23 protein-coding genes are annotated in these 21,636 nt (G+C 58.8%); 15 read left to right on the forward strand and 8 right to left on the reverse strand.

Annotation, left to right across the window (positions count from 1 at the left end; translation table 11 throughout):
• A partial coding sequence (locus tag HF027_RS04180) for a transposase (RefSeq protein ID WP_168013217.1) occupies positions 1-240 on the reverse strand: 240 nt, incomplete at its 3' end.
• A gap of 325 nt (positions 241-565) precedes the next feature.
• Here HF027_RS04180 and HF027_RS04185 point away from each other — a divergent pair.
• The 13 genes from HF027_RS04185 to HF027_RS04245 all read left to right on the forward strand — a co-directional run bounded on the left by HF027_RS04185 (position 566) and on the right by HF027_RS04245 (position 12,988).
• Positions 566-748, forward strand: a complete 183-nt coding sequence (locus HF027_RS04185; RefSeq protein WP_168013219.1) for a Flp family type IVb pilin — start codon at positions 566-568, stop codon at positions 746-748.
• 74 nt (positions 749-822) lie between these two features.
• A complete protein-coding gene (locus HF027_RS04190) occupies positions 823-1,365 on the forward strand; it encodes an A24 family peptidase (RefSeq protein WP_168013221.1) in 543 nt (180 codons plus the stop codon).
• Between the two features lie 56 nt (positions 1,366-1,421).
• Positions 1,422-2,804: a P-loop NTPase family protein gene (locus HF027_RS04195; protein WP_168013222.1), complete on the forward strand. Its 1,383-nt coding sequence runs from the start codon at positions 1,422-1,424 to the stop codon at positions 2,802-2,804.
• Positions 2,801-3,601, forward strand: a complete 801-nt coding sequence (cpaB, locus tag HF027_RS04200) for a Flp pilus assembly protein CpaB (protein WP_168013224.1) — start codon at positions 2,801-2,803, stop codon at positions 3,599-3,601. Before HF027_RS04195 ends, cpaB begins: the two co-directional genes overlap by 4 nt.
• 53 nt (positions 3,602-3,654) lie before the next feature.
• Positions 3,655-5,226, forward strand: a complete 1,572-nt coding sequence (locus tag HF027_RS04205) for a type II and III secretion system protein family protein (RefSeq protein ID WP_245184498.1) — start codon at positions 3,655-3,657, stop codon at positions 5,224-5,226.
• A gap of 22 nt (positions 5,227-5,248) precedes the next feature.
• Positions 5,249-5,515 (forward strand): hypothetical protein, encoded by a 267-nt coding sequence (locus HF027_RS04210; protein ID WP_168013226.1) that lies wholly within the window; start codon positions 5,249-5,251, stop codon positions 5,513-5,515.
• Positions 5,516-5,584: 69 nt separating this feature from the next.
• Positions 5,585-6,772: a CpaE/TadZ family protein gene (locus tag HF027_RS04215; RefSeq protein ID WP_168013228.1), complete on the forward strand. Its 1,188-nt coding sequence runs from the start codon at positions 5,585-5,587 to the stop codon at positions 6,770-6,772.
• Between the two features lie 90 nt (positions 6,773-6,862).
• Complete coding sequence (locus HF027_RS04220) at positions 6,863-8,242, forward strand: TadA family conjugal transfer-associated ATPase (RefSeq protein ID WP_168013230.1); 1,380 nt, start codon at positions 6,863-6,865, stop codon at positions 8,240-8,242.
• Entirely contained in the window at positions 8,233-9,213 is a 981-nt protein-coding gene (locus HF027_RS04225; RefSeq protein WP_168013232.1) for a type II secretion system F family protein, read from the forward strand. Before HF027_RS04220 ends, HF027_RS04225 begins: the two co-directional genes overlap by 10 nt.
• A 10-nt stretch (positions 9,214-9,223) precedes the next feature.
• Positions 9,224-10,240, forward strand: a complete 1,017-nt coding sequence (locus HF027_RS04230; RefSeq protein WP_168013234.1) for a type II secretion system F family protein — start codon at positions 9,224-9,226, stop codon at positions 10,238-10,240.
• 42 nt (positions 10,241-10,282) lie between these two features.
• A complete protein-coding gene (locus HF027_RS04235; RefSeq protein ID WP_245184500.1) occupies positions 10,283-11,227 on the forward strand; it encodes a tetratricopeptide repeat protein in 945 nt (314 codons plus the stop codon).
• Between the two features lie 28 nt (positions 11,228-11,255).
• Positions 11,256-11,720 (forward strand): TadE/TadG family type IV pilus assembly protein, encoded by a 465-nt coding sequence (locus tag HF027_RS04240; RefSeq protein ID WP_168013236.1) that lies wholly within the window; start codon positions 11,256-11,258, stop codon positions 11,718-11,720.
• A 2-nt stretch (positions 11,721-11,722) separates the two neighbouring features.
• Positions 11,723-12,988 carry a TadG family pilus assembly protein gene (locus HF027_RS04245; RefSeq protein ID WP_168013238.1) on the forward strand — a complete coding sequence of 422 codons (1,266 nt, stop codon included), beginning with the start codon at positions 11,723-11,725 and terminating at the stop codon, positions 12,986-12,988.
• Positions 12,989-13,192: 204 nt separating this feature from the next.
• Here HF027_RS04245 and HF027_RS04250 read toward each other — a convergent pair whose 3' ends face one another.
• Positions 13,193-14,074, reverse strand: a complete 882-nt coding sequence (locus HF027_RS04250) for a helix-turn-helix transcriptional regulator (protein WP_168013240.1) — start codon at positions 14,072-14,074, stop codon at positions 13,193-13,195.
• A gap of 394 nt (positions 14,075-14,468) precedes the next feature.
• Here HF027_RS04250 and HF027_RS04255 point away from each other — a divergent pair, with 394 nt between their 5' ends.
• Positions 14,469-15,650, forward strand: a complete 1,182-nt coding sequence (locus tag HF027_RS04255) for a BaiN/RdsA family NAD(P)/FAD-dependent oxidoreductase (RefSeq protein ID WP_168013242.1) — start codon at positions 14,469-14,471, stop codon at positions 15,648-15,650.
• A 245-nt stretch (positions 15,651-15,895) separates the two neighbouring features.
• On the opposite strand, the gene HF027_RS04260 is transcribed toward HF027_RS04255, so the two are convergent.
• Both HF027_RS04260 and HF027_RS04265 read right to left on the reverse strand, forming a co-directional pair.
• Positions 15,896-17,203, reverse strand: a complete 1,308-nt coding sequence (locus HF027_RS04260) for an ATP-grasp domain-containing protein (protein ID WP_168013244.1) — start codon at positions 17,201-17,203, stop codon at positions 15,896-15,898.
• A 273-nt stretch (positions 17,204-17,476) separates the two neighbouring features.
• Positions 17,477-17,824 carry a transposase gene (locus tag HF027_RS04265; RefSeq protein ID WP_168013246.1) on the reverse strand — a complete coding sequence of 116 codons (348 nt, stop codon included), beginning with the start codon at positions 17,822-17,824 and terminating at the stop codon, positions 17,477-17,479.
• A 364-nt stretch (positions 17,825-18,188) separates the two neighbouring features.
• On the opposite strand from HF027_RS04265, the gene HF027_RS04270 reads away from it, so the two are divergent.
• Positions 18,189-19,109, forward strand: coding sequence for a CHAD domain-containing protein (locus tag HF027_RS04270; protein ID WP_168013248.1), 921 nt, complete (start codon positions 18,189-18,191; stop codon positions 19,107-19,109).
• Positions 19,110-19,222: 113 nt separating this feature from the next.
• Here HF027_RS04270 and HF027_RS04275 read toward each other — a convergent pair whose 3' ends face one another.
• From HF027_RS04275 to HF027_RS04290, 4 genes are all read right to left on the reverse strand, one after another.
• Positions 19,223-19,540 carry a YqjK family protein gene (locus tag HF027_RS04275; protein ID WP_168013250.1) on the reverse strand — a complete coding sequence of 106 codons (318 nt, stop codon included), beginning with the start codon at positions 19,538-19,540 and terminating at the stop codon, positions 19,223-19,225.
• Entirely contained in the window at positions 19,521-19,931 is a 411-nt protein-coding gene (locus HF027_RS04280) for a phage holin family protein (protein WP_168013252.1), read from the reverse strand. The genes HF027_RS04275 and HF027_RS04280 overlap by 20 nt, the downstream gene beginning before the upstream one ends.
• Complete coding sequence (locus HF027_RS04285) at positions 19,931-20,263, reverse strand: ElaB/YgaM/YqjD family protein (protein WP_168013254.1); 333 nt, start codon at positions 20,261-20,263, stop codon at positions 19,931-19,933. Before HF027_RS04285 ends, HF027_RS04280 begins: the two co-directional genes overlap by 1 nt.
• Before the next feature lie 89 nt (positions 20,264-20,352).
• Complete coding sequence (locus HF027_RS04290) at positions 20,353-21,312, reverse strand: phospholipase A (RefSeq protein ID WP_168013256.1); 960 nt, start codon at positions 21,310-21,312, stop codon at positions 20,353-20,355.
• Positions 21,313-21,636: the final 324 nt, after the last annotated feature.

The raw sequence follows: 21,636 nt of genomic DNA on the forward strand, positions 1-21,636 counted from the left end.
AAGGTGCGTGGCATGAAAGATGGTACCGGCGATGAGTGAGGTCTGGTGGTGACAGCGATGGCACTGGTAGTGCCCCCGCGACAATCGACAGCCAGTGGTGTTGCCACAGTCGGGGCACACGAACCCCCTGGGCCAGCGATGCTGAAAAAGGACCGCCTGGCACTGCGCTTCCGTGCCGTACTGCGCGAGAAATGCCGGCAACGACAGGCCGGGCTGAAACTGGATAGGATTGCGTGCCATGACGCCACCTCCTTTACTGGACATAACATCAGTATAGGAGAGGCTGGCGGGATTGTGGCTGATCAACATGAGTAATCAGGTAATTTTTTTGTTTTTCCTTCCTGATGCTTGCGCGGAATTTTCATCCTATTTCAGTAGCTTGGCAGACCACAAAGCCCGCCTCCCGTATGAGCTGCAAGATAATCCTAGTCTTCTGCAAGATAGTTACAGCGTAACTGAACGGTAACGGCGATGCTTGTTCACGTAAGCCGGTAGCACAACGCCATCGGCAAGGCTGGCCCGGCTCATCGGGCATCTCACGTGAAGACGCAAGGGAGTTCAACTCATGAACAAGCTGATGATGGGTGTGAAGCGTTTCTGGCAGGAAGAAGAAGGCACCGAGGTCGTGGAATGGGCGCTGGTAGCGGGACTTATCGTGGCGGTTGCTGCCACCATCTTCACTAATGTGGGGGATAACGTTTCAAGAATCATGGGGCTTATCAACACAAAATTAAGCGGTATTCAATAAAAAAAATAAAAAAGCGCCGATAGGTATGTCGGCGCTTTTTCCACAATTAAAAATAAGCACAGAAGGTGGCTATTATGCGCCATGAACACGTTCTGATACTGGGCTTGGTCCTGTTATTTGTTTGGATCGCAGCAGCTTGGGATCTGCGTACTCGGCACATACCCAATTTTCTTATTATGGCCGGGGCCGCGACGGGTATTCTGCTGCAGGGAGTGCTGGCAGGCCCGAGCGGTTTCCTGGCCGCCCTTTTCGGCCTGAGTGTGGGGGTGGCCGTCCTATTACCAGGCTACCTGCTGGGCTTTACCGGCGCCGGTGATGTCAAGTTGATGGCTGCCGTGGGCACCTTCCTTGGTGTGAAGGGTGTCTTAATGGCAGCGATCTTCAGTATTGGTGTGGGTGGTGTCATCGCACTGGGATTTGCCGCCAGTAGTTTGATAGCGGGCACATCGGCAGGACCTTGGGGCCGTTACTCCTTGATGTTTCGTACTCTAATAACGACCGGTAATCCGATCTATATCACCCCTGCAGAGGGCGAAGTGATGGGCAAGAAATTTCCCTTCGCCGTCTCTATCGCGCTGGGTACCTGTGGGTATCTTATCTGGGGTTATATGCATTGATAGCTAATGCACTGATATCCAGCGCAATAGGGATCTATCTTTAAGGAGAAACCCCGATGAGTCTTGTGCCAATTAATCACGGAAATGATCAGGAAGCTGATCTAAAAGCGGGTCAGGACGCTGGTCATGAAGTGATGGCGGGGCCGTCGGGGAATGCGAATGCCATGCGCCCTTCGTCGGTCGCCGAAACGGGCCTGGATCTTCTCTATATCGCCGACCTTCTATCCAAGCAGCTCTATGAAACCGGCGTGCTCGATATGCGGGAGCTAAGCCAGCGCAGTGCGCTTTCCGGCGCGGTGGTCGAAGAGGTCTGTCACTTCCTGCGCGACGAGCGGCGTATCGAGCTGAGAGGCGCGGGCGGCGGGGGAAGTTTGCGTTATGGCCTGACCGATCTTGGCCGAGCGGCGGCGCTGGAGGCCCTGGCGCGGGACGGCTACAGCGGCCCGGCGCCGGTCACTCTGGAAGACTACACCCGTCGGGTGGCCCACCAGACCATGAAGACGGTGGGCATCGATCGGGAAAGTGTCTTCGAGGCCTTCGCCGACATGGTGATTTCTCCTTCGTTGCTCGATCAGCTCGGCCCGGCGCTGGTCTCCGGACGGGCCATGTTCCTGTATGGCGATGCTGGTACCGGCAAGAGCTATATCGCTCGCCGTTTGTCGCGGTTGTTGCCGGGCCAGGTACTCATCCCTCACGCCATCCTGGTGGCGGGTAAGGCGTTGCGTTGCTTCGATGGCGGCATGCATGAGCCCGTGGTCAGTGAAGAGCCATCACCGCTGGCGAGCCTTTATCTCGAGCGCGGGCACGACCCTCGCTATGTCTGCTGTCATCGGCCCTGTGTGGTAACCGGTGGCGAGCTGACGCTTGACATGCTGGAGGTCCAGTACGACCCGGCCACCCGCATTCACCATGCGCCGATTCAGCTCAAGGCCAACAACGGCATGCTGGTGATCGATGACCTGGGCCGCCAGCGTATGGCGCCCATGGAGCTCTTCAATCGCTGGATCGTGCCGATGGAAGAGCGCATCGATTATCTGGCGCTGAGCAACGGCCAGCATTTCCGTATCCCTTTCGATGTGGCCCTGGTGTTCTCCTCGAACCTGGATCCATTGAGCCTTGCCGACCCCGCCTTTCTGCGTCGTATCGGCTACAAGATTCGCTTTTCTGCTTTGGGTCGTGATGACTACCTGACGCTTTGGCAGCAGGAGTGCCTGGCCAACGGGGTCGATTTCGACGAGCGGCTGGCCACCTTCGTGATCGAGGAGCTACACCATCGCCGCGAGGTGGCGCTGTTGCCTTGCCATCCCCGTGATCTGGTCGGACTGGCGGTGGACTATCTGCGCTATCAGGGCCAGGAGAGGCTCTCAAAGACGGCTCTCTTCTGGGCCTGGCAGAACTACTTCGTGGAACTGGGTGATCCCGGGAGGGAGGCGTCATGAAAAAGCAGGGTGTGGTGTTGATGTTGGGCGTGTCACTGGTGATGGCCTTCGGGGCCGCCATGGTGGCGAAGAACTGGATGAAGACCCAGTCGGGGGATGAAGGGGGGAGCGAGATGGCGCAGGTGGTGGTAACGACCTTGCAGATTCCCTTCGGCTCGACGGTGCAGGCCTCCGATTTGAAGATGCTGGAGTTACCCCCGAATGCGATTCCCGCGGGTAGCTTCAACAGCATCGAGAGCGTGGTGGGGCGAGTCAGCAACCAGGTCATCTATCCCGGCGAGATCGTGCTGGAAGGGCGAGTGGCCGAACATATGGGGGGCAGTGCCCTGGCGGCCGTGCTCGAGCATGGCAAACGCGCCATGAGCGTGCGAGTGGATGATGTGGTCGGCGTGGCGGGCTTCCTGCTGCCGGGCAACCGCGTGGATATCGTCTCCGCCAAGCGCGATGGCGGCAGCAACCGCAGCGTCAAGTCCGAAACCATTCTGCGCGATATCAAGGTGCTGGCCGTCGACCAGATCGCGTCACAGGAACGTGACGGCCCGGTGATCGTGCGGGCGGTGACCCTGGAGGTCGATCCGCGCCAGGCCGAGAAGCTGGTCGAGGCTACCCAGGAAGGCAAGGTGCAGCTTACGTTGCGCAATCCCATGGATAACGAAGAGGAGTCCTTCACGACCGCCCAGCTGGCGGACCCAGAGCCCGTCGCCGTTGCCGCTCCCCGTGCAACCGTGCGGGCCGTCAATCGCCGCGTCAACGTGATCCGCGGCACCGAGATGAGCTCGGTCACCGTCAGGAACTGAACGCCATGATCAAGCCCCTCGGCAGGCCCCTTTCGAGTCAGTGGGAGAGTGCAATGGATAGGCAACGGGTAATCGGGAAGTGGGTGGCCCTGGCAGTGATGATCCTGCTGGCCAGCGTCTGGACGGAAATAGCGGCTGCCCAGGCATTGGAGCGCAGTATCGCCACGCCCTATCAGGGGCGCTCGGCGGAGGTGGCGGTGTCGGTCAACAAGTCGCAGGTGCTGGAGTTTCCGCGACCGGTGAAAATCCTGTCGATCGGCAACCCCGACATCGCCGACATCGTGGTGGTGCGCTCGCGCCAGGTCTATGTACTGGGCAAGAAGCTTGGCACCACCAATGTGGTGCTGTGGGACCAGAACGAGCGGGTTCAGGGCATGTTGAACGTCACCGTGACCCATGATCTGGACAGCCTCAAGCTGCACCTTCACGACATGATGCCGCAGGAGAATATCCAGGTCCGCTCGGCACAGAGCAGCATCGTGCTGAGTGGCCAGGTATCCAGTGCCGAGCGCATGGAAACGGCCATGCGTCTTGCTCAACACTTCTCGGCTGGAGAAGAGGGCGGTGCCCAGGTCATCAACCTGATGCAGGTCGGCGGGGCCCAGCAGGTGATGCTTGAGGTCAAGGTGGCCGAGGTATCGCGCTCGCTGGTCAAGCGCCTGGAAACCGACTTCAACGTCTTCAATGTCGGTTCTTCGGCCTTGCAGGTGGGAGCCGTCAAGGGCGGTGCGAGTTTCCCGGATGCCATCTTCGAGAGTGGTGCCGTGACAGGTCGTGCTCCTGTTCTGGGCGGCGGCTCGATCGTCGGGCCTGCTGTGAGTGAGTTTGCACCAGCGACCGCCAGCATCGAAGACGCCGGTATCTTCGCCAGCTACCTGCGTGACGACTACCTGCTGAACCTGGTGCTGGATGCCGCCAACCGCGAGGGGGTCGCTAAGATCCTCGCCGAGCCCAATCTCACGACGCTGACCGGTCAGCCGGCACAGTTCCTCGCTGGCGGGGAATTCCCGATTCCCGTGCCCCAGGGCGATGGCCAGATCACCATAGAGAACAAGGAGTTCGGTGTCGGTCTGCGCTTCCTGCCGGTGGTGCTTAATTCCGGCACCATCAACCTGAAGGTGGATGTCTCGGTCTCCGAACTGACGGCAAGCAACAGCCTGGTGGTCGGCGTGGGCGAGCAGTCCTCGTCGCAGTTCTTCGTGCCAGCGCTGACCAAGCGTAGTGCGAGTTCCACGGTGGAGCTCGCCACCGGCCAGACCATCGCCATCGCCGGGATGCTCAACGAGAGCCTGCAGGAAAATATCTCGAAATTTCCGGGGCTCGGCGATGTACCGATCATCGGTGCGCTGTTCCGCAGTCAGGAATTCGTCAAGGAGCAGACCGAGCTTGTGATCTTTGTCACTCCGCGTCTGGCGCGTGCCTATGAGCCGGAACTGGCGCGGCTGCCCACCGGCTCCTTCGTGCCACCAAGCGATGTCGAGTTCTATCTCATGGGGCGCTTTCATGGCCGCGATGAGGCCGATCAGCCGACCCCACGGCGTGCGAATCGCTCAGGCATGGACCTTCAGCTGATGTCCAGCCGTCAAGAAGGCGGTACCGAAGGCCAGTTTGGCCATGACCTCTGATTCGCGCCTGGGAGAATCCACCATGTCACATTTATTCGCTGTTCTGCCCCGCGTCGCCTTGGCTGCTTTCATGCCCCTGGCGCTCGTCGGAATGCTCTCGGCTTGTGCGGCGCAGCCGGGTGCAGATTTACCGCCCTTTGGCGATACCGTGCGCCACATGATCGATACCCAGACCTATCAACCAGGCGACCCCGTGTCGCCGACCCAGGGTGACAAGGTGGCGGGTGCCTTGGAGAGCTACCGTCAGCCGGCTGCCCCGTATCCGCCGTCGACTGTGTCGATGCCCTGAGGGGCATCGCGACAGGCAAGGCGGGCTCAGGATTCGTTGCAGGAAGCGTCATATCAGAAGGGGATAAACATGCGGTATCGACTGGAGATTTTGCTGGCGGGACGCGCCCGGGACGAGCTCGAGTGCCTGGAGACGCTGCTGCGCAGCCAGGGCGACATCAAGGTCACCACCAAGGTGATCGTCAACGGTCATGCCGACCCGCTATATGGCGTTTCGCCGCTCCCGGATGCACTGATCCTGTTGGCAAGCGAGCGCTGGGAAGCCGAGCTCACCGCCCTTTGGGAGCGTCCCGTGGTCGAGCGCCCGCCGCTGCTGGTGGTCGGTCCCAAGGGCAATGTCGACCTGATTCGGCTGGCTATGAGGGCCGGGGCGCGGGACTTTTTCTCGCCGCCGATCGATGACGGGGAGATCACCCAGTTCATTCGTCAGCTGGCGCGGGACAAGGTGGTCGATCCTCAGCAGCCGCGTGCCTGCATGACGGCGGTCATCAACGCCAAGGGTGGGTCTGGTGCCAGCATGGTGGCTGCCAACCTGGCCCATATTCTCGTCAGCCAGGAACGGCGCGGCCTGTTGCTGGATCTGGACGTGCAGTTCGGGTCCCTGCCTTTGTACTTCAACATGTCACCCCAAAACGGGCTGGTACGGGCGCTCGAGGAAGCCGACAGCCTGGATGCCATGGCCCTGGAAGGTTATGTGCAGACCCATGACAGCGGTGTCGATCTTCTGGCCTCTTCACCAGACGACATGGTGACTGTCGCCGAAGTACCGGAATCCCGGGTCGAGTTGTTACTCGAGGTGCTCAGTCAGGCTTATGACGAGGTAGTCATCGACCTGCCCCGCTGGGTGGGGGGACCCACCGCAGCAGTGCTGGAGCGGGCCGACCGAATCCTGGTGGTACTTGAGCAGAGCGTGGCACACCTGCGTGACGCCCAACGGCTGCGCGATATCCTGCGCCACGAACTCAACCTGACCCAGACCCGCATGCTGCTGGTGGTCAACCGCTATGACAAGCATAACGACGTGGGCCTGTCGGCGATTCGGGATGCCCTGCCGGGCACTGCGATTATCACCCTGCCCAATGATTTCCGGCGCGTCAGCCAGAGCATCAATGTGGGCAGCCCCTTGCTCGAGATGGCGCCCAAGGCGCCAGTGACCAAGGCGCTCAAGTCGCTGGCAGAGGCACTGGATAACAAGGAGCCGGAGACGGCTCCGCGTCAAAGCAAGATGTCCTTTCTGGGCTGGGCCCTGCGCAATTGAGTGGTCACTCGCTGGCCGGTCGTCGCCCGGGCCTTGGGGAATCGTCCCTGATGGCGACCCTTATGGCGTCCCTTATGGAGAGCAATGCACATGAATTTTCGTGAACGTGTGGCCAATGATGGTGTTCAGGATGCTCCTCGCAACCAGTGGGGCCTGAAGGCATCTCGCAATGCGACCCAGGGGCTATCCGGGGCCGAGCTTGAATGCAAGCAGCAGATATTCAGGAAGCTGGTCAAGGTACTCGACCTGTCGTTGCTGGGTAGCCTCGACGAAAAGGAAGCCCGTAGCCAGATTCAGCAGGTCTGTGAAGCCTTGATGAGCGAGCAGGCATTGCCCTTCAACGCCACGGTGCGCCAGCGCATTGTCACTGAGCTACAGGATGAGGTGTTGGGTCTGGGGCCGCTGGAAGCCTTGCTTGCCGACAAGAGTGTCTCGGACATCCTGGTCAACGGTACCGCGCCGATCTTCGTCGAGCGCAATGGCAAGCTCGAGCAGACCCAGCTGCGCTTCGACAGCGATCGCCACCTGATGACGATCATCGATCGCATTGTTTCAAGCGTTGGACGGCGAATCGATGAGTCATCGCCGATGGTGGATGCGCGTCTCAAGGATGGCTCCCGGGTTAACGCGGTGATTCCGCCGCTGGCCATCGATGGACCGATGCTGTCGATCCGCCGCTTCGCCGTGGAGCGTCTGAACGCCGAGAACCTGGTGGAGATCGGTACCCTGACGCCGGTCATGGCCGAGCTTCTCGATTGCATCGTCCAGGCCCGCCTCAATGTGCTGGTCTCGGGCGGCACCGGGGCGGGCAAGACCACCTTGCTCAACATTCTCTCGGGCTTCATTCCCCATCGCGAGCGTATCGTCACCATCGAGGACTCGGCGGAGCTACAGCTTCAGCAGCCTCATGTGGTCCGGCTCGAGACCCGTCCGCCGAACATCGAGGGGCGTGGCGAAGTTGCCCAGCGCGATCTGGTCAAGAACAGCCTGCGTATGCGCCCGGACCGCATCATTCTCGGTGAGGTGCGCGGTGGCGAGGCCTTCGATATGTTGCAGGCCATGAACACCGGCCATGACGGCTCCTTGACTACCATCCACGCCAATACACCCCGCGATGCGTTGAGCCGTATCGAGAGCATGGTGGCGATGTGTGGCTTCCAGTTGCCGGCAGCGGCACTGCGCGCCCAGATCGCCTCGGCCATCGACGTGGTGGTACAGGTCGAGCGCATGGAGGATGGCAAGCGGCGTGTGGTGAGTGTGCAAGAAGTCAACGGCCAGGAGGGCGACATCATCACCATGTCGGAGATCTTCCGCTTCCAGCGTGATGGCCTCGACGAGCAGGGTAACGTCATGGGCTCCTACCAGGCTACCGGCGTGGTGCCGGGCTTCTACGACTACCTCAAGCGGCGCGGCCTGGCGCCTGATCTAAAGGTGTTCCAGGTACAGGGAGGGCAGCGCTCATGGATGTAACCCTCTCCGATGAAGTCATCGTCATTGGAATGGTCGCCATTGCCGCTTTCCTGCTGATGCAGAGCTTCCTGGTGCCGGCCTTTGGCGAGAACCGCAAGACCCGCAAGCGCCTCAAGAAGCGCCTGCGCTCCATGAAGGGCGGTGAGCGTTCTGATCAGGTATCCCTGGTGCGGCGCAAGTATCTTCGCGAGCTGTCTCCGCTTGAGCGGGCGCTGGAGGCCCTGCCGGGCATGGCGCACATCGAGCGCCTGGTGGAACAGGCCGGCAAGGAAACCCCGGCCTATCGCATCGTGCTGCTGTCGGTGTGCCTGGGCGGCATGGTCGGGGTGGTGGGGGCCTACCTGCTGCCACTGCCGGCGATGGGCGTACTGGTCGGGCTGCTGGTGGCCAGCATCCCTTTCATGCAACTGCGGATCGCACGTAACCGGCGTCTGATCAAGTTCGAGGAGCAGTTGCCGGATGCGCTGGTGATCATGGCGCGTGCCCTGAGGGCTGGTCACCCCTTCAGCGATGCCATGCACCTGGTTGCCGATGAAATGTCGGAGCCCCTGGCCGGTGAGTTTCGCATCACCTTCATGGAGATCAATTACGGCGGTGAGGTGCGCACCGCCATGCGGGGGCTTCTGGAGCGGGTCGAGAGTGTCACCGTCATGGTATTCGTGACCTCGGTGCTGATTCAGAAGGAAACCGGCGGCAACCTTGCCGAACTGCTCGATGGCCTGGCCAAGGTCATTCGCGATCGTTTCCGCTTCCATCGTAATGTGCGCACGCTTTCCGCCCAGGGGCGTATGGCCGCCTGGATTCTATCGCTGCTGCCTTTCGGGTTGGCCGGCGTGTTGTCGATCACCAGTCCGGATTTCATCCCGATGCTGACCGAGAACCCCACCGGGCGTCAGCTGGTACTGGTGGCCTTCGTGCTGATCGTGATCGGGATTTTGTGGATGCGCAGAGTCGTACGCATCGACGTTTGAGGAGGTGGTCATGGAACATGTCAATCAACTGATGGCCTGGTTCGATAAACAGATCGCCAACCCGGCCGTGATCGAGCTTGGCTTTGCCACGCTGATGGGGCTCGCCATCTTCGCCTTGTTGGTGGCGCTGGTGCTTTTGATCATCGGCCTTTCGGACCCCTTGCGGCGTCGGTTGCGTGGCCTCGAGGCTCATGCAGAGGTGGCCGCTGCCGGTCATGGTGCGGGAACGTCAGGCATCAAGACTGCGGCCGCCTCTGGGGGTGGCCTTGATACCTGGCTGGGGCCCATGGGCGAAAAGCTTGTTCCAAGCGAAGAAGAGAAACAGCACAAGCTTGCCCAGCGCCTGCGGCGCGCCGGCATGCGTTCGCCGGGGGCACTCAACGTCTTCTATGGGGCACGGATGGCGCTCACGGTACTGCCGGCCCTGGCGGTGATGGCGGTGCTAGTGCCCCTGACACGACTGCCGATCTCGACCGCTCTGTTGATCATGATGTCGGTGGCTATCGCCGGTTATGTGCTGCCGTCCTTCTGGCTGGATAAACAATTTACCAAGCGGACCCGCCTCTTGCGACGCGGCCTTCCTGATGCCCTGGATCTGCTGGTGGTCTGCACTGAAGCAGGGCTGGGGCTAGCGGCTGGCATCCAACGGGTTTCCCATGAACTCGCCGTGAGTCACCCGGAGCTTTCCGATGAACTCAACCTCTTCGGGCTACAAACGCGAGCCGGAATGGATCACAGGAGTGCTCTGCGGGACCTGGAAGAGCGTACCGGTGTCGAGGACATTCGGGGGCTGGTTACCACGCTTTTGCAGAGTATGCGTTTCGGCACCAGCATCGCCGGCACGCTTCGTATCTATGCCTCGGAATTACGGGAGAAACGTACCCAAGAGGCCGAAGAAAAGGCGGCCAAGGTCAGTACCAAGATGCTTTTCCCGCTGATCTTCTGCGTATTTCCCAGTTTCTTCGTGGTGGCCCTCGGGCCTCCACTGCTGGGAGCGATGGAAGCGCTGGCCCGTTCTGGCCATTGAGCGGGCTGTAATGCAACTGATTTTCTACCGGGGGACGTTCCCATGAAAAATATCCATCGCATGACGCGCATTGCCGCCGCTCTTTTGGTGACTGGTTTGATGGCTGGCTGTGCCAGCAGCCAGCGCAACGGTGCAGACGATACCTATGACGCCCTCTATAACGGGGAGTCGACCACGGCTTATAGCACGGCCTTTCCTGTCGCGAGTCCGCAAGAGGCCTACCGCAATGGTGATGCGGCCATGAATTCAGGTGATCAGGATCGTGCTCTGTTCGAGTACCTGCGTGGCCTTAAGATGGAAAGGTCGCCCAAGGCCGAACCGCTCTACAGGATCGGAACCATCCATCATCGCCGGGATAACCATCGCCTGGCGATGCTTGCCTACCAATGGGCGCTGGAGGTCGATGCGACCCATATCGGGGCCAGGACCGGACTCGGCATCATCTATCTTCAGCAGCGTCAGTACGACCAGGCCGAGCAGCAGCTTCAGCCGGTGGTGGATAGGGGCGGGGCCCCCTGGCAGGCTTTCAACGCGCTTGGGGTGATCGCCGATATTCAAGGGGAGTATGCCAAGGCGCAGGGCTTTTACGAGCAGGGCCTGGCCGATAATCCCAGGGTACCGAGAATGCTGAACAACCTCGGCTACTCGCACTATCTCGAAGGTGACTGGCCCGCCGCCCGTCAGGCGTTGCGTCAGGCACTGGCCCTCGATCCTGGCTATGAGCTCGCCTGGCGCAACCTCGGCCTCGTTCACGCCCGCGATGGCGACTACGATTTTGCCATCGAAGCCGTGGCGCGTAACGGTGAGCATGCCGAGGCACTCAATGATATCGGCTATATCGCCATGGTGGATGGCCGCTATGCCGAGGCGATGAATTTCTTCCAGGAGGCCATGCGACAGTCACCGGCCTATTACGTCACCGCCAGTGAGAATGCCCGACAGCTCGACCTGATGGTGCGTCGGGAAAATGGATTTTCAGCTGAGTGATCCTGATGGTGAGTAGGGAGACATTGACATGAAACCTGGACGATCGCTTCACCGGCAAAAAGGCTCCGAACTGGTCGAGTTCGCTATCTCGGCGACCCTCTTGTTCCTGCTGCTATTTGGGATCATTGAATTCAGCGTAGCGTTGTTCGACAAGGCGACGCTCACCAATGCCACCCGCGAAGGGGCACGTGAGGGGATTCTGTTTCGCACCGGGGACCGTGCGCTTGCTGACATGCCGACCACTGAAGATGTGCTCATCACTCAGGCCATCGAGGGTTATGCAGATTCCTACCTGATTTCCCTGGGAGGTCCCGCCGAACTGGCCGTCGATATCCAGCGCAATGATCGCAATGGCAATGGCAATTTTGATGCAGGAGACGACCTGACGGTCAGTGTCGACTACCCCTATCAATTTCTTGTGCTGCCGGGATTCATGGTGGGTCTGGGGGATGTGCTGACCCTTTCTTCCACTACTGTAATGCGGGCGGAATGATCATGAAGACTCGACAGGGGTGGCAACTTAGAGGAAAAGTGGCATCACCGGTCCGCCAGCGCGGTGCCTCGGTGGTGTTGATGGCGGTGTCGCTGTTCATGTTGTTGGCCTTCACGGCACTGGCGGTAGATGGCAGCAATCTCTACGTGGCACGCAATGAATTGCAGAACGCCGCGGATGCCGGTGCCTTGGCGGGAGCCCGCATGCTTTACCTGGCGGATGGCAGTGCGGTCAATCCGAATGCCAATCAGGCCGCAACAGAGGTGACGACCGCCAATGAAAGCCAGGGCAACAGTGTCGAGATCGTGAGTATCCAGCGCGGACACTGGAGCTTTACCAATGGCACCTTCACTGCAAACCCATCACTCGAGGCGGTGGATCTGTTCGGCAAGAGCACCATGGATCTGGATCTCGACCCCAACTTCATCAATGCCGTCGAGGTGGTGACCGAGCGGAGCGCGACGCCAGTGGCTGCCTTCTTTGGGGGCATATTTGGTTTCACAGGCTATGAGGTGTCGGCTCGTGCAGTAGCCTATATAGGCTTTGCCGGTACTCTCAGGCCAGGCGATGTCGACCAGCCGATCGCCATGTGCCAGGAAGCCATCACCACGCCGACCGGTGAATACTCCTGTGATGTGGGGCGTTTCATCCCCGAGGGCGATCAGACGGGAGGGTGGACCGACCTGGAACAGGGCGATGATGGGGCCAGTAATGCTAATGATCTTCGGGATTTGGTGGAGAACGGCACCGGCAATCCGGAGGAGCTGGAGTTCGGCGAGGATATATCGACCAACAATGGTCAGGTACAGGCGGCCTTCCAGGCCTTCTATGACAAGTGGGTGGTGGAGTCTGACACTAAGACGAAGCCCTGGAACATGAGCCTGCCGGTAGTTGATTGCAGCGATGGTATTGCGCCCGGCAATCCCCTGGTGGGCGCGGTCAACCTGGATGTGATCTGGGTCGTCAATCAGTCGAACAAGATTGACGATGACGCACCGACTCAGATGGCTCTGCCGCCCGACGACAGCGATGGTGTCTCTCCGGGCACATGGTCGAATGCCGATCCCAGTGGTGTGACGCGTTGGGATGACTTTGTCGGTGCCATGAATCTGCGCGGGGAAAACGATGCACTCGCCACCTATGCCAATGATGGCTGGCGGCAGAAGAGTATTTATTTCCTGCCCTCCTGTTCCTACCAGGAGCCGACCGGAGGAACGGGCGGCGAAAACTACGGCATCCTGGCGCAGATTCCCGTGCTGGTGGATTAAGTTGCTTGTAGGGTCTCTGCCTGGAAATAAGCGTAAAGCATCATGTATTGCACGGCCGCCACTTGTAAGGGTGGCCATAAGAGGGGGCGTGAAAGAGGACCGGCGCCGTTTGAACAGGTGTATTCCCATCCCTGTTGCTTGAGCGACCGGCCAGTGGAAAGTCTCGGCCGGGGAGGGTGGTAGGCGCTGTCGGTGCTCAGCGACTCAAAGACGGGGGGAGAAGGTCGCGTCGGTCAGGTCAGGATTAGTCTTGTTGATATTGTCACGATGGTTGGTCATTGGCGCCGATACCGTGGGTACGATGCCCAGTCGATAACGGGATGGGGTCTTGCCCACATAGCGCTGGAAAGTACGGGTGAAATAGGAAAGGTCACGGAAGCCGACGGTGAAACAGACATCGGTAATCGAGACCTTGGGGTTGGCGAGCAACCGCATGGCTTCGGCGATGCGTCGATGCAGCAAGTATTCCTGAAAGGTATCTCCGGTCAGGCGCTTGAACAGGCGGCTGAACTGAAAGGTGCTCAAGCCGCAGAGGCTGGCAACCTCTGCCTGGGCAATCTTTCGGTGTAGGTTCTGGTCGACGAAGGAGATGGCTCGTTCGAGCTGCGACTGATCGCTTCCCTGATTCGAGAATCGTAGTCGCGCCTCCGGCGGGATGGTGTTGCGAATATCCAGCGTCTGGCGAGATTCATTGCCGGCGCGAGCCGGAAGGCGCACGCGACGCAGGGTTGTCATGACCTCCAGCAAGCGTGTCAGGTCGACAGGATGGACAAAGTAGTCCCATACCCGCGAGCGGAAGGCCCAGACCGCGAGGTGCTCCGAATGGGCCTGCGTGATCATCAACAGCGGGATCGAGGACACCTCCTGCTTGGCCTGACGAAGATCTGCAAGTCCCTGCTGGTCGGGGAAATCATACTGGAAGATGGCGACTATGGGAGGGCGAGCCTTCATCACAGGCACAGGATCCTTGCCCGCCGACACTGACTCCAGGCGATAACCGGCATTCCGCAACGCATCCAGATAGTCCCCCTCCGATGCTTTCTGTAGGTTCCTTTCCACCACAAGTACATAGTCATGAGTATCCATGCGTAAGAACCCCTGCGGTCTGCGTTAAATGCTATTGGTTATTTTTTTATTTATATTATGAGTGTTTCATCATGTAATGTTTCTTGAGCATCATCGCTCGGATATTCTGTAAGTTGTTGGTTTTTTTAAATTTTTATTTTGTTGTGTTGCTAATGAGTTTTGTTTTTCAGTTGATAATAAAACAGCAAGGCTTCCTGTCGGCGTGATAAAAAAAACCACATTCAGGATCAAAAGAATAGACGCGACCTGAGGTTTTGCCAATCAGCTTCTAAGCCTCAGGTATGAAAGAAATGCTACCTTCGTATCGCAAGGCCGCATGGTGGCTAGCCCCTTCTCTGGTAGAATGTCTCGCACTTTTCGATGCTACCCATCCCCTCCCTGTACGGTGATCCCGATGAGTTCTCAACCCGATGTCGTCGTGATCGGTGCCGGTGCGGCCGGGCTGATGTGCGCTCTGACCGCTGGCTACGCTGGCCGGCGCGTGCTGCTGCTCGATCATGCCAACAAGGCCGGCAAGAAGATCCTGATGTCGGGGGGCGGGCGCTGCAACTTCACCAATACGGCGACGAGTCCCGGCAACTTCTTTTCTGCCAACCCGCATTTCTGCATCTCGGCACTCAAGCGTTACCGGCCGGAGCACTTTGTCGAACTCGTCGAGCGCCATGGCGTGGATTACGTTGAAAAGGCGCCTGGACAGCTGTTCTGTGCGGATTCCGCCAAGGACATCGTTCGCCTGCTGCTTACCGAGTGCGAGTGGGCTGGCGTGGAGGTCGGGCTGAAGACGCGCATCGATTCCATTGAGCGTCAGGGCGAGGGTATGCGGTTAGAGACCTCTCGCGGGCGCATCGACACGGGCGCCGTAGTAATCGCTACTGGTGGCCTGTCGATTCCCAGCATGGGGGCCAGTGGTTTTGGCTATGACATCGCCCGCCAGTTCGGTCTCGCGGTCACCGACACCCGGGCAGCACTGGTGCCCTTCACCCTGACATCGCAATGGAAGGAGCGCGTGGCGGATCTTTCCGGGGTCAGCTGCGATGTGGCGGTGACGTGTCGAGATGGCAGCTACCGTGAACCGATGCTGTTTACCCACCGCGGACTCTCCGGCCCGGCCATGCTGCAGATATCGAGCTACTGGCAAGCGGGAGATGAGCTCGAGATAGACCTGCTAGCGGGGGAAAGCGCCTTCGAGGCGATGGCCCAGGCCCGCCGGAAAACGCCTAAGCGACGTGTGTCGACCTGGCTGGGTGAGCGTTTTCCCAAGCGTTTTGCCCAGGCACTGAATGAGTGGTACGCAGAGGATGCTCCTCTGGCGGAGCTTTCCAATGCACGCCTCGAGGCGTGGCAGGGACGCCTCAACCACTGGCGCATTAAACCCGCGGGCACCGAAGGCTGGCGCACCGCTGAGGTCACCATGGGCGGCGTTGACACCCATGAGGTGTCGTCGAAGACGTTTGCAGTCAATGGGCTACCCCAGTTGCGCTTCATCGGCGAAGTGCTGGATGTGACCGGAGAACTGGGTGGCTATAATTTTCAGTGGGCATGGGCGTCGGGCGTTGCCTGCGGGCAGTCGCTCTAGTTCTGTGCCGCTAGAAAAAAGCTTGTAGCGTTGCAAGAATGTTTGTATCAATAAAAATTGGTATGGTCTGATCAGAGTTTAGCGCCTGGTCCGAATTTTGGGGGACCACTTCAGCCGGCCTCACGCTAGTGCAGTTTGGGGCCCTTGAATTTGTTCCCGAAGGCATTGCTGTAGAAGCTCCCTTGCTGCTAGCAAGGGATCACTCCTATGGCTCAATTGATCATCGGGGACCCTACGCTTGACCTCTAGACATAGAAGTCCAAATCTTCCTGGGATTTCAGCAGGTCCCGCATCTTGATGGGGTCGTCACCAAAGAAGAAGATCAGGCCCCAATGAGTTCCGAAGGCTGACCGGTCAGGAACCGTCTCTTCTGTCGGCGCGACCAATTCGTGAGACTCGAAGTAGGGATGCTCAATCGTTTCTTTGGGCATTTCCAGTTTGCTGATCACACGACGCCGCGGATACACACCGAAGCAACCAGCGTAGCCCTTCGCATCGACTACTTCCTTCGGGAAGAAGTTATCGACTTCCTCTTTGGTACTCTTGGGGTCGAACACCAACATTGAGGCCTGGTACGCGCTAAATCCATAGGCTCGCTCAATCAGCTCGAACGCCTTGAATCCGGGCGGACGATATGCAACCTCCCCAAAGTACATTTCGCCGTCAGCAGTGACGAAGTACTCGGGATGAATCAAGCCGAATTTGATGTCGAAGGTTTTGATCAGCAGCTCGATCTGCTTGGTTATCGCGTTGCGCCAACTCTCGAGTTGCTCGGTAGCCGGTACGAATACCGAGTAGCCCAGCGTTACGTATTCGGAAATATTAAGGAACTTGATTTTCCCATCGTGGATCCAGGCCTCGACAGCAAATTCCCAGCCACTCAGATGACTTTCCATTAGCAGGGGATATTCGTCATCCGGAATATTGTCGATTTCTTCTAGCGTACGAATCATTCGGTGGCCGAGGCAACCAGCTTTGTCGAATGCCTTGACGTGAATCGGGTCGTCCGGGTCACCATCAAGTTTAAGAAGTGTCTGGTTGACGCGCTTCATGAAGCGGACGATGTCATCCTTCTCGTGCGCCTCTTCGAAAATTCCGACGCGGATACCGCCAAGCTGTGCACGGCGCTTCATCAGAGCCTTGTCACGAAACAGAATAGACTGGCCGTACATGCGAGGGCTGTCGAGTAGGACAGAGTTGATGGCACCGGACCATTCAACGGTTTCCTCGAACAACGGTACGGCCACATCGACACCTTCCGCCTTCAGCCTTTCGGCAATCTCCATGGAGCGATCATTGAGACGGATAAAATCCCAAGGGATGAAAGGTATCTTGTTTGCCGTGCAGAAATCCGCGGCCCAATCTGGAGCAACCACTATATAGCGGCGGTCAAACTTCTGCGCGGCCTTGATAGCATTGACGCTCCAGCCAAGCAGGGCGATGTAGCCTTTGTTCGGATCCTTGGGCGTTTCTGTCCCACGAACCGAGTCCATGGTCGGATCGAGCCAGGCTGCTACTTCTGGAGCTAATTCAGTTTCTGACGTTGTCGGCATTTGAGCTTCTCCTTGCTGGTTGATTCAGAACTGCACCAATGGAGTGCACCAAGTGAGCGGAGCCGTTAGCCAAGGCAGGTCTCATCGGGCGGATTCAGCGGGGCAGCCCAATCTCCAACATAAGGTACAACCGGCCTGGTGACAAACTTACAACGCGCGAAGTGGACCACCGATCGTGGCAGTTCCACCATCAGACGTGGACCCCATTGTTCAGACTACCCGACAGGTCATCAAAGCTCGGATCGGGCCATTATCAGCGTCAGGCCGCCTTGTTCAGTGGTTGAGGGAAGTACAGCTCATCGGGTGTCGCTTCGTCCAGCCTCTGGTGGGGCCGACCCTGGTTGTACCAGGTGAAGTAGCGGTCCAGCTCCTCACCGTCAGCTTTCCGGTCTCGCGGTAGACGGTATCGACCTCCTCCTGGCTCTTCTGCGCTGGCTTGCCGCTGCTGCCCTCGAAGAGGCCGGCAGCGTTATCGAGTAGCTCACGCTGCCACTGGCTCACCATGGACGGATGGATCTCGAAGCGAGCCGCCAATGCCGAGGTGGTCTCGTCGCCCTTCAGCGCAGCGAGCGCCACCTTGGCCTTGAACTCACTGGTGTACTGCCGACGTTTTTTGCTCATGATCAGGCTCTCCTGATCGGTCTGATCAGAGCCTAGCGCCTGGTCCGAATTTCGGGGAACCACTTCAATCTTTAATCGGTTCAGCGCCCAAGTGAAGAAGAGCGCGAGGGCTGACAATCAGACCTACAATCAGAAGCAACGTGACAAACCGAGCAGCTCTGTCGCTGCCCGTATCGTGGAGCCGAACACAGGGAGCAATTCACTATTTTATTTCTCAAACCAGCTATATTTTTTATTGCTCAAACTTTTTTCTCGAATCACAAGTTCGTGCACTAGGCAGCTTTCGCAATAGACCGTTCTTGCAAGAGACGGGGTGCCTTTCCGATTCGCTACTGCCTTTACTAGGACCAAAGGGGAGACTGTCATGGCGTTTGCACTTCGACTGGACAAGGCCATGCAGGCCAACCTGACACGCCTCGTCGATCGCCAGCTGGGTAATGCCCTTGTCGAGCTTGCCATTGAGCCAAGTGATCCGCGGCTTGCCGGTCATGTTCATCAGGTCCGCAAACGGATGAAGATGTTGCGTGGCTTGCTGCGCCTGATGCGCGACGCCATGCCTCGCGATCTCTATCATCGGGAAAATGTCGCCTTGCGTGATACAGCGCGGGCGCTGGCGGGGGCTCGCGATGCTCAGGTATGCATTGATACCTTCGATGTGCTGGTCCCTCCGGAAACGCTGGCCGAGTCGGCCAAGCAACTCACCCCCGTTCGCGAAGCGCTGGTCGCTGCGCGGGACCAAGGACTCGCCGAAACCGGTCCCGAAGCGGGTGCGGACAACACCGCCCAGCAACTGGCGTTGGCGCATGCAACACTTGAATCGATGCGTGAGCGACTGCCGAGCTGGCGTCTCACGGCCAAGGGCTTCAAGTCCATCGCCGGGGGGCTTAAGCACGTCTATGGCAAGGGACGTAGCGCCTATGCCAAGGCCTATGCCAGTGGTGATGACGGGGATTTCCATGAATGGCGAAAGCAGGTCAAATACCACTGGTATCACGTGCGTCTGCTGAGAGCCCTATGGCCGGAGGCCATGCGTGCCCGGGCCAGGAGTCTCAAGGCTCTGGCGGAACGGCTGGGCGACGATCACGATCTGACGATGCTAGGCGCCGCCTTGCGAAAGCTTGACGGTGTCGAGGAAGGTGTCGTTGCGGAGCTTGAGTGGCGGGCGTCCCGGCGCCAAGCCACCCTGCGCGGCGAGGCCCGTCAACTCGGGGGGCTTCTTTATGCAGAATCGCCCAAGGCCTTCTGCCGTCGCTATCGGCGCTTCTGGAAAGTGGCTAGATCATGAATACGGGGATTCAGCGCCTGTTGAGGCACTGGTAGAGAGAGGCAGAGACCATACGCAGACAATGGCGGCGATCAGAGAGTGTCCTGACGGCAAGGCCCTGTAGGTAGCGATGCCTACTTGATCAGGCGGCGCAGGCGTCTTGCCGTCATGGCGAGGCCGAAAGCACGCCCGGCGAGTCGACGGAACCCTTTCGGCCGACGCAGGCTTTGCCAGGCGAGCACCCCGGCAATGCCATAGAGTGGCGCTTTCCAGCGCTTCGCCGCATGGTAGAACGCATCGATTTTCTGGGTAGCATGACGCCAGCGCTCGGCATCCACCAACACATCGATACGCTGCTGCTCGATACGGGCTTCGAGAAGAGCCTTACGGGCAGCAATGCTTGCCATGTCGGTATCTTGGCGAACAGCGATATCAGTGGTCGGTTTGGGCATGCTGTCGCTCCGCGTTCATGAGTTCGCGGTCAGTGGCGAGGTGTTTGAGCGTACTCTTGAGAAGCGTCGGCCGTTTGGCAAGACGACGCACCCATAGCGCCATGCCAAACCCACTGCCCAACAAGGCAATTGCGCAGGCGGCGATAGCTTCCAGGCGATGGGTATCCCAGAATACCACAACGACCAACAGCGTGAGCACGGCAAGCCCCAGCAGCAGCAGCAAAAAGCTAACGCCTGCCAGCAGCAGCAACGTGACCAAGCGTGCCTTTTCCTCTTCGAGCTCTACGACAGCGAGACGCAAGCGCGTCTCGCCGGTGGCGACCAGGCTGCCGATCAGTCGCCGGGTAGCCTCGAACACGCGTTCTGCCGGTCCTTGGCTATCAGCTGCCATTAGCGCCGTCCGATCAACAGGCCGACCACGACGCCGACGGCGGCACCGATGCCGACGCTCGTCCAGGGATTGTCGTTCACATACTTGTTGCAGGCATCGGCCTGTTCACGAACATTTTCCCGGGTATCGCTATAGATGCTTTCGCCTCGTGCCTCGAGGTGGGAGCGAGTGTCCTTCAGTCGCTTCTCGGCACGCTCGCGCATTTCCTTGATATTGCTACGGGAGTCATCTGCAGTAGCGTTTACCAGCTCTTCCAGCGTGTTGCTCAGGTGACTCAGGTCGCTCTTGAGCTGGTCGGTGCTGGCATCGATATTGGGCGTGCGGTTAGCCATATAAATCCTCCTTGGACTTTTTGGAACATATCCAGCATAGCAGCACAGGCGTGCGGAAAGCATCCCCCGCCATGCTGGTCGGCGGATGCCTAGCGAGTGTTGGTGAAGAAGGAGTTGAGGCTGAAGCCAATGCTAAGGCGATTGTTTTTGTGGTTGTAGTCGACCAGGCTCTCGCCATAGCCATAGTAATACTGGATGTGCCAGCGCATGCTGTCTGAGAGTGGCAGCGAATAGTCGAACTGATAACCCATATGGCCAGCACTGGGGTTGCCTCGAACCAGCAGGCTGGCTTCATGGTCCTTATTCAAACGTCGGGCCACGGTGATGTCCCCATAGCCCATGTAGCGCTCGATGTCCGGGTTATCGTCGTCCTCCGAGGATTCGGGAATCCGCCAGTAAGGTGACACATTGATGACCCAGTCACCTCGCTGGAAGACGCTATCCAGGTAGAGCCGGTTCCAGCTGCGTGAAAGCGGCTCAGATCGACCGTTGGACTGGTGGTTAAAGGCGACCCGGTTCTGGATATTGGTCCAGCCCATCAACGATAGGTCATTGTCGAAACTCAAGAAAAGTTCGGGTTCGAAGTTGGTTTCCCGGAAAGGCGAGGAGGCTTCTGAGTTATAGGCCTGCCACCAGTTTCGCTGAGTATAAGCGAAGTAAAAATCGCCATTATTGACGAGGATATCATCGGCCAACTTGAACTTTACACTAAACTGGAATTTGACCTCGGCATTGCCTACTGCCACATCACTGACGCTACGGAAGGCTTCCTGGTTAGGTGAGGTGTTGTAGCTCCAGGGGAACAGGTAGTTGCGGCGATAGGTGGTGATCGCGAAAGGATTGTTCTCGGATTCACTCTCTAGCTCACGCCGCTGCTCGGCTTCTTCCAGGGTACGCTGAGCGGCCAACTGCTCGGTCATGTTTTCCTGAGTCAGCGGCTGGTTGGCCGATGATTTGTTGGTCTCTACATCGTGTGCGATGGCGCCGCTGGCCATTGAGGTCATACTCACGGCCAGGACGATGACCGTGAGTGGCTTGGGCATGGCCATGTGCTGATTCCTGTCGGTCGTCTATCGAGTCCTGTTTCTACCATGCCGTCAGGCCAAGTCAATCGTTGTCGATGACACCTGGGGATTTCATGGATCAATTGAGCCGCGTTTTCCAGCGCCACCTAGCAACTGATACCTGAAGCAGCTAGATGGAAAAAGCGATGAGAGGGTGGCTGTCGAGCGCTGTGTACCCGGATTGTTATCGCGCTAGCCCAGCATAGTGTGCGGGGAACGTGGAGGACATGCGGTGTGGGAAAAAGATGAGGGGCGCTTTTTGCGGTGCCATGAGCCACGGTGGGTAGCCACCAGCTGTTGGTGGCTAAT

It is taken from the genome of Halomonas salinarum, from assembly GCF_012062845.1.
Lineage (GTDB): Bacteria > Pseudomonadota > Gammaproteobacteria > Pseudomonadales > Halomonadaceae > Onishia > Onishia salinarum.

Bases quoted from the DNA above. Each gene is read 5' to 3' on its own strand.
- HF027_RS04220 (WP_168013230.1), top strand. From the start codon at position 6,863: ATGAATTTTCGTGAACGTGTGGCCAATGATGGTGTTCAGGATGCTCCT.
- HF027_RS04245 (WP_168013238.1), top strand. From the start codon at position 11,723: ATGAAGACTCGACAGGGGTGGCAACTTAGAGGAAAAGTGGCATCACCG.
- HF027_RS04225 (WP_168013232.1), top strand. From the start codon at position 8,233: ATGGATGTAACCCTCTCCGATGAAGTCATCGTCATTGGAATGGTCGCC.
- cpaB (WP_168013224.1), top strand. From the start codon at position 2,801: ATGAAAAAGCAGGGTGTGGTGTTGATGTTGGGCGTGTCACTGGTGATG.
- HF027_RS04265 (WP_168013246.1), bottom strand. From the start codon at position 17,824: ATGAGCAAAAAACGTCGGCAGTACACCAGTGAGTTCAAGGCCAAGGTG.
- HF027_RS04260 (WP_168013244.1), bottom strand. From the start codon at position 17,203: ATGCCGACAACGTCAGAAACTGAATTAGCTCCAGAAGTAGCAGCCTGG.
- HF027_RS04280 (WP_168013252.1), bottom strand. From the start codon at position 19,931: ATGGCAGCTGATAGCCAAGGACCGGCAGAACGCGTGTTCGAGGCTACC.
- HF027_RS04250 (WP_168013240.1), bottom strand. From the start codon at position 14,074: ATGGATACTCATGACTATGTACTTGTGGTGGAAAGGAACCTACAGAAA.
- HF027_RS04205 (WP_245184498.1), top strand. From the start codon at position 3,655: ATGGATAGGCAACGGGTAATCGGGAAGTGGGTGGCCCTGGCAGTGATG.
- HF027_RS04215 (WP_168013228.1), top strand. From the start codon at position 5,585: ATGCGGTATCGACTGGAGATTTTGCTGGCGGGACGCGCCCGGGACGAG.
- HF027_RS04185 (WP_168013219.1), top strand. From the start codon at position 566: ATGAACAAGCTGATGATGGGTGTGAAGCGTTTCTGGCAGGAAGAAGAA.
- HF027_RS04290 (WP_168013256.1), bottom strand. From the start codon at position 21,312: ATGGCCATGCCCAAGCCACTCACGGTCATCGTCCTGGCCGTGAGTATG.
- HF027_RS04240 (WP_168013236.1), top strand. From the start codon at position 11,256: ATGAAACCTGGACGATCGCTTCACCGGCAAAAAGGCTCCGAACTGGTC.
- HF027_RS04255 (WP_168013242.1), top strand. From the start codon at position 14,469: ATGAGTTCTCAACCCGATGTCGTCGTGATCGGTGCCGGTGCGGCCGGG.
- HF027_RS04285 (WP_168013254.1), bottom strand. From the start codon at position 20,263: ATGGCTAACCGCACGCCCAATATCGATGCCAGCACCGACCAGCTCAAG.
- HF027_RS04235 (WP_245184500.1), top strand. From the start codon at position 10,283: ATGAAAAATATCCATCGCATGACGCGCATTGCCGCCGCTCTTTTGGTG.
- HF027_RS04230 (WP_168013234.1), top strand. From the start codon at position 9,224: ATGGAACATGTCAATCAACTGATGGCCTGGTTCGATAAACAGATCGCC.
- HF027_RS04275 (WP_168013250.1), bottom strand. From the start codon at position 19,540: ATGCCCAAACCGACCACTGATATCGCTGTTCGCCAAGATACCGACATG.
- HF027_RS04270 (WP_168013248.1), top strand. From the start codon at position 18,189: ATGGCGTTTGCACTTCGACTGGACAAGGCCATGCAGGCCAACCTGACA.
- HF027_RS04195 (WP_168013222.1), top strand. From the start codon at position 1,422: ATGAGTCTTGTGCCAATTAATCACGGAAATGATCAGGAAGCTGATCTA.
- HF027_RS04190 (WP_168013221.1), top strand. From the start codon at position 823: ATGCGCCATGAACACGTTCTGATACTGGGCTTGGTCCTGTTATTTGTT.
- HF027_RS04210 (WP_168013226.1), top strand. From the start codon at position 5,249: ATGTCACATTTATTCGCTGTTCTGCCCCGCGTCGCCTTGGCTGCTTTC.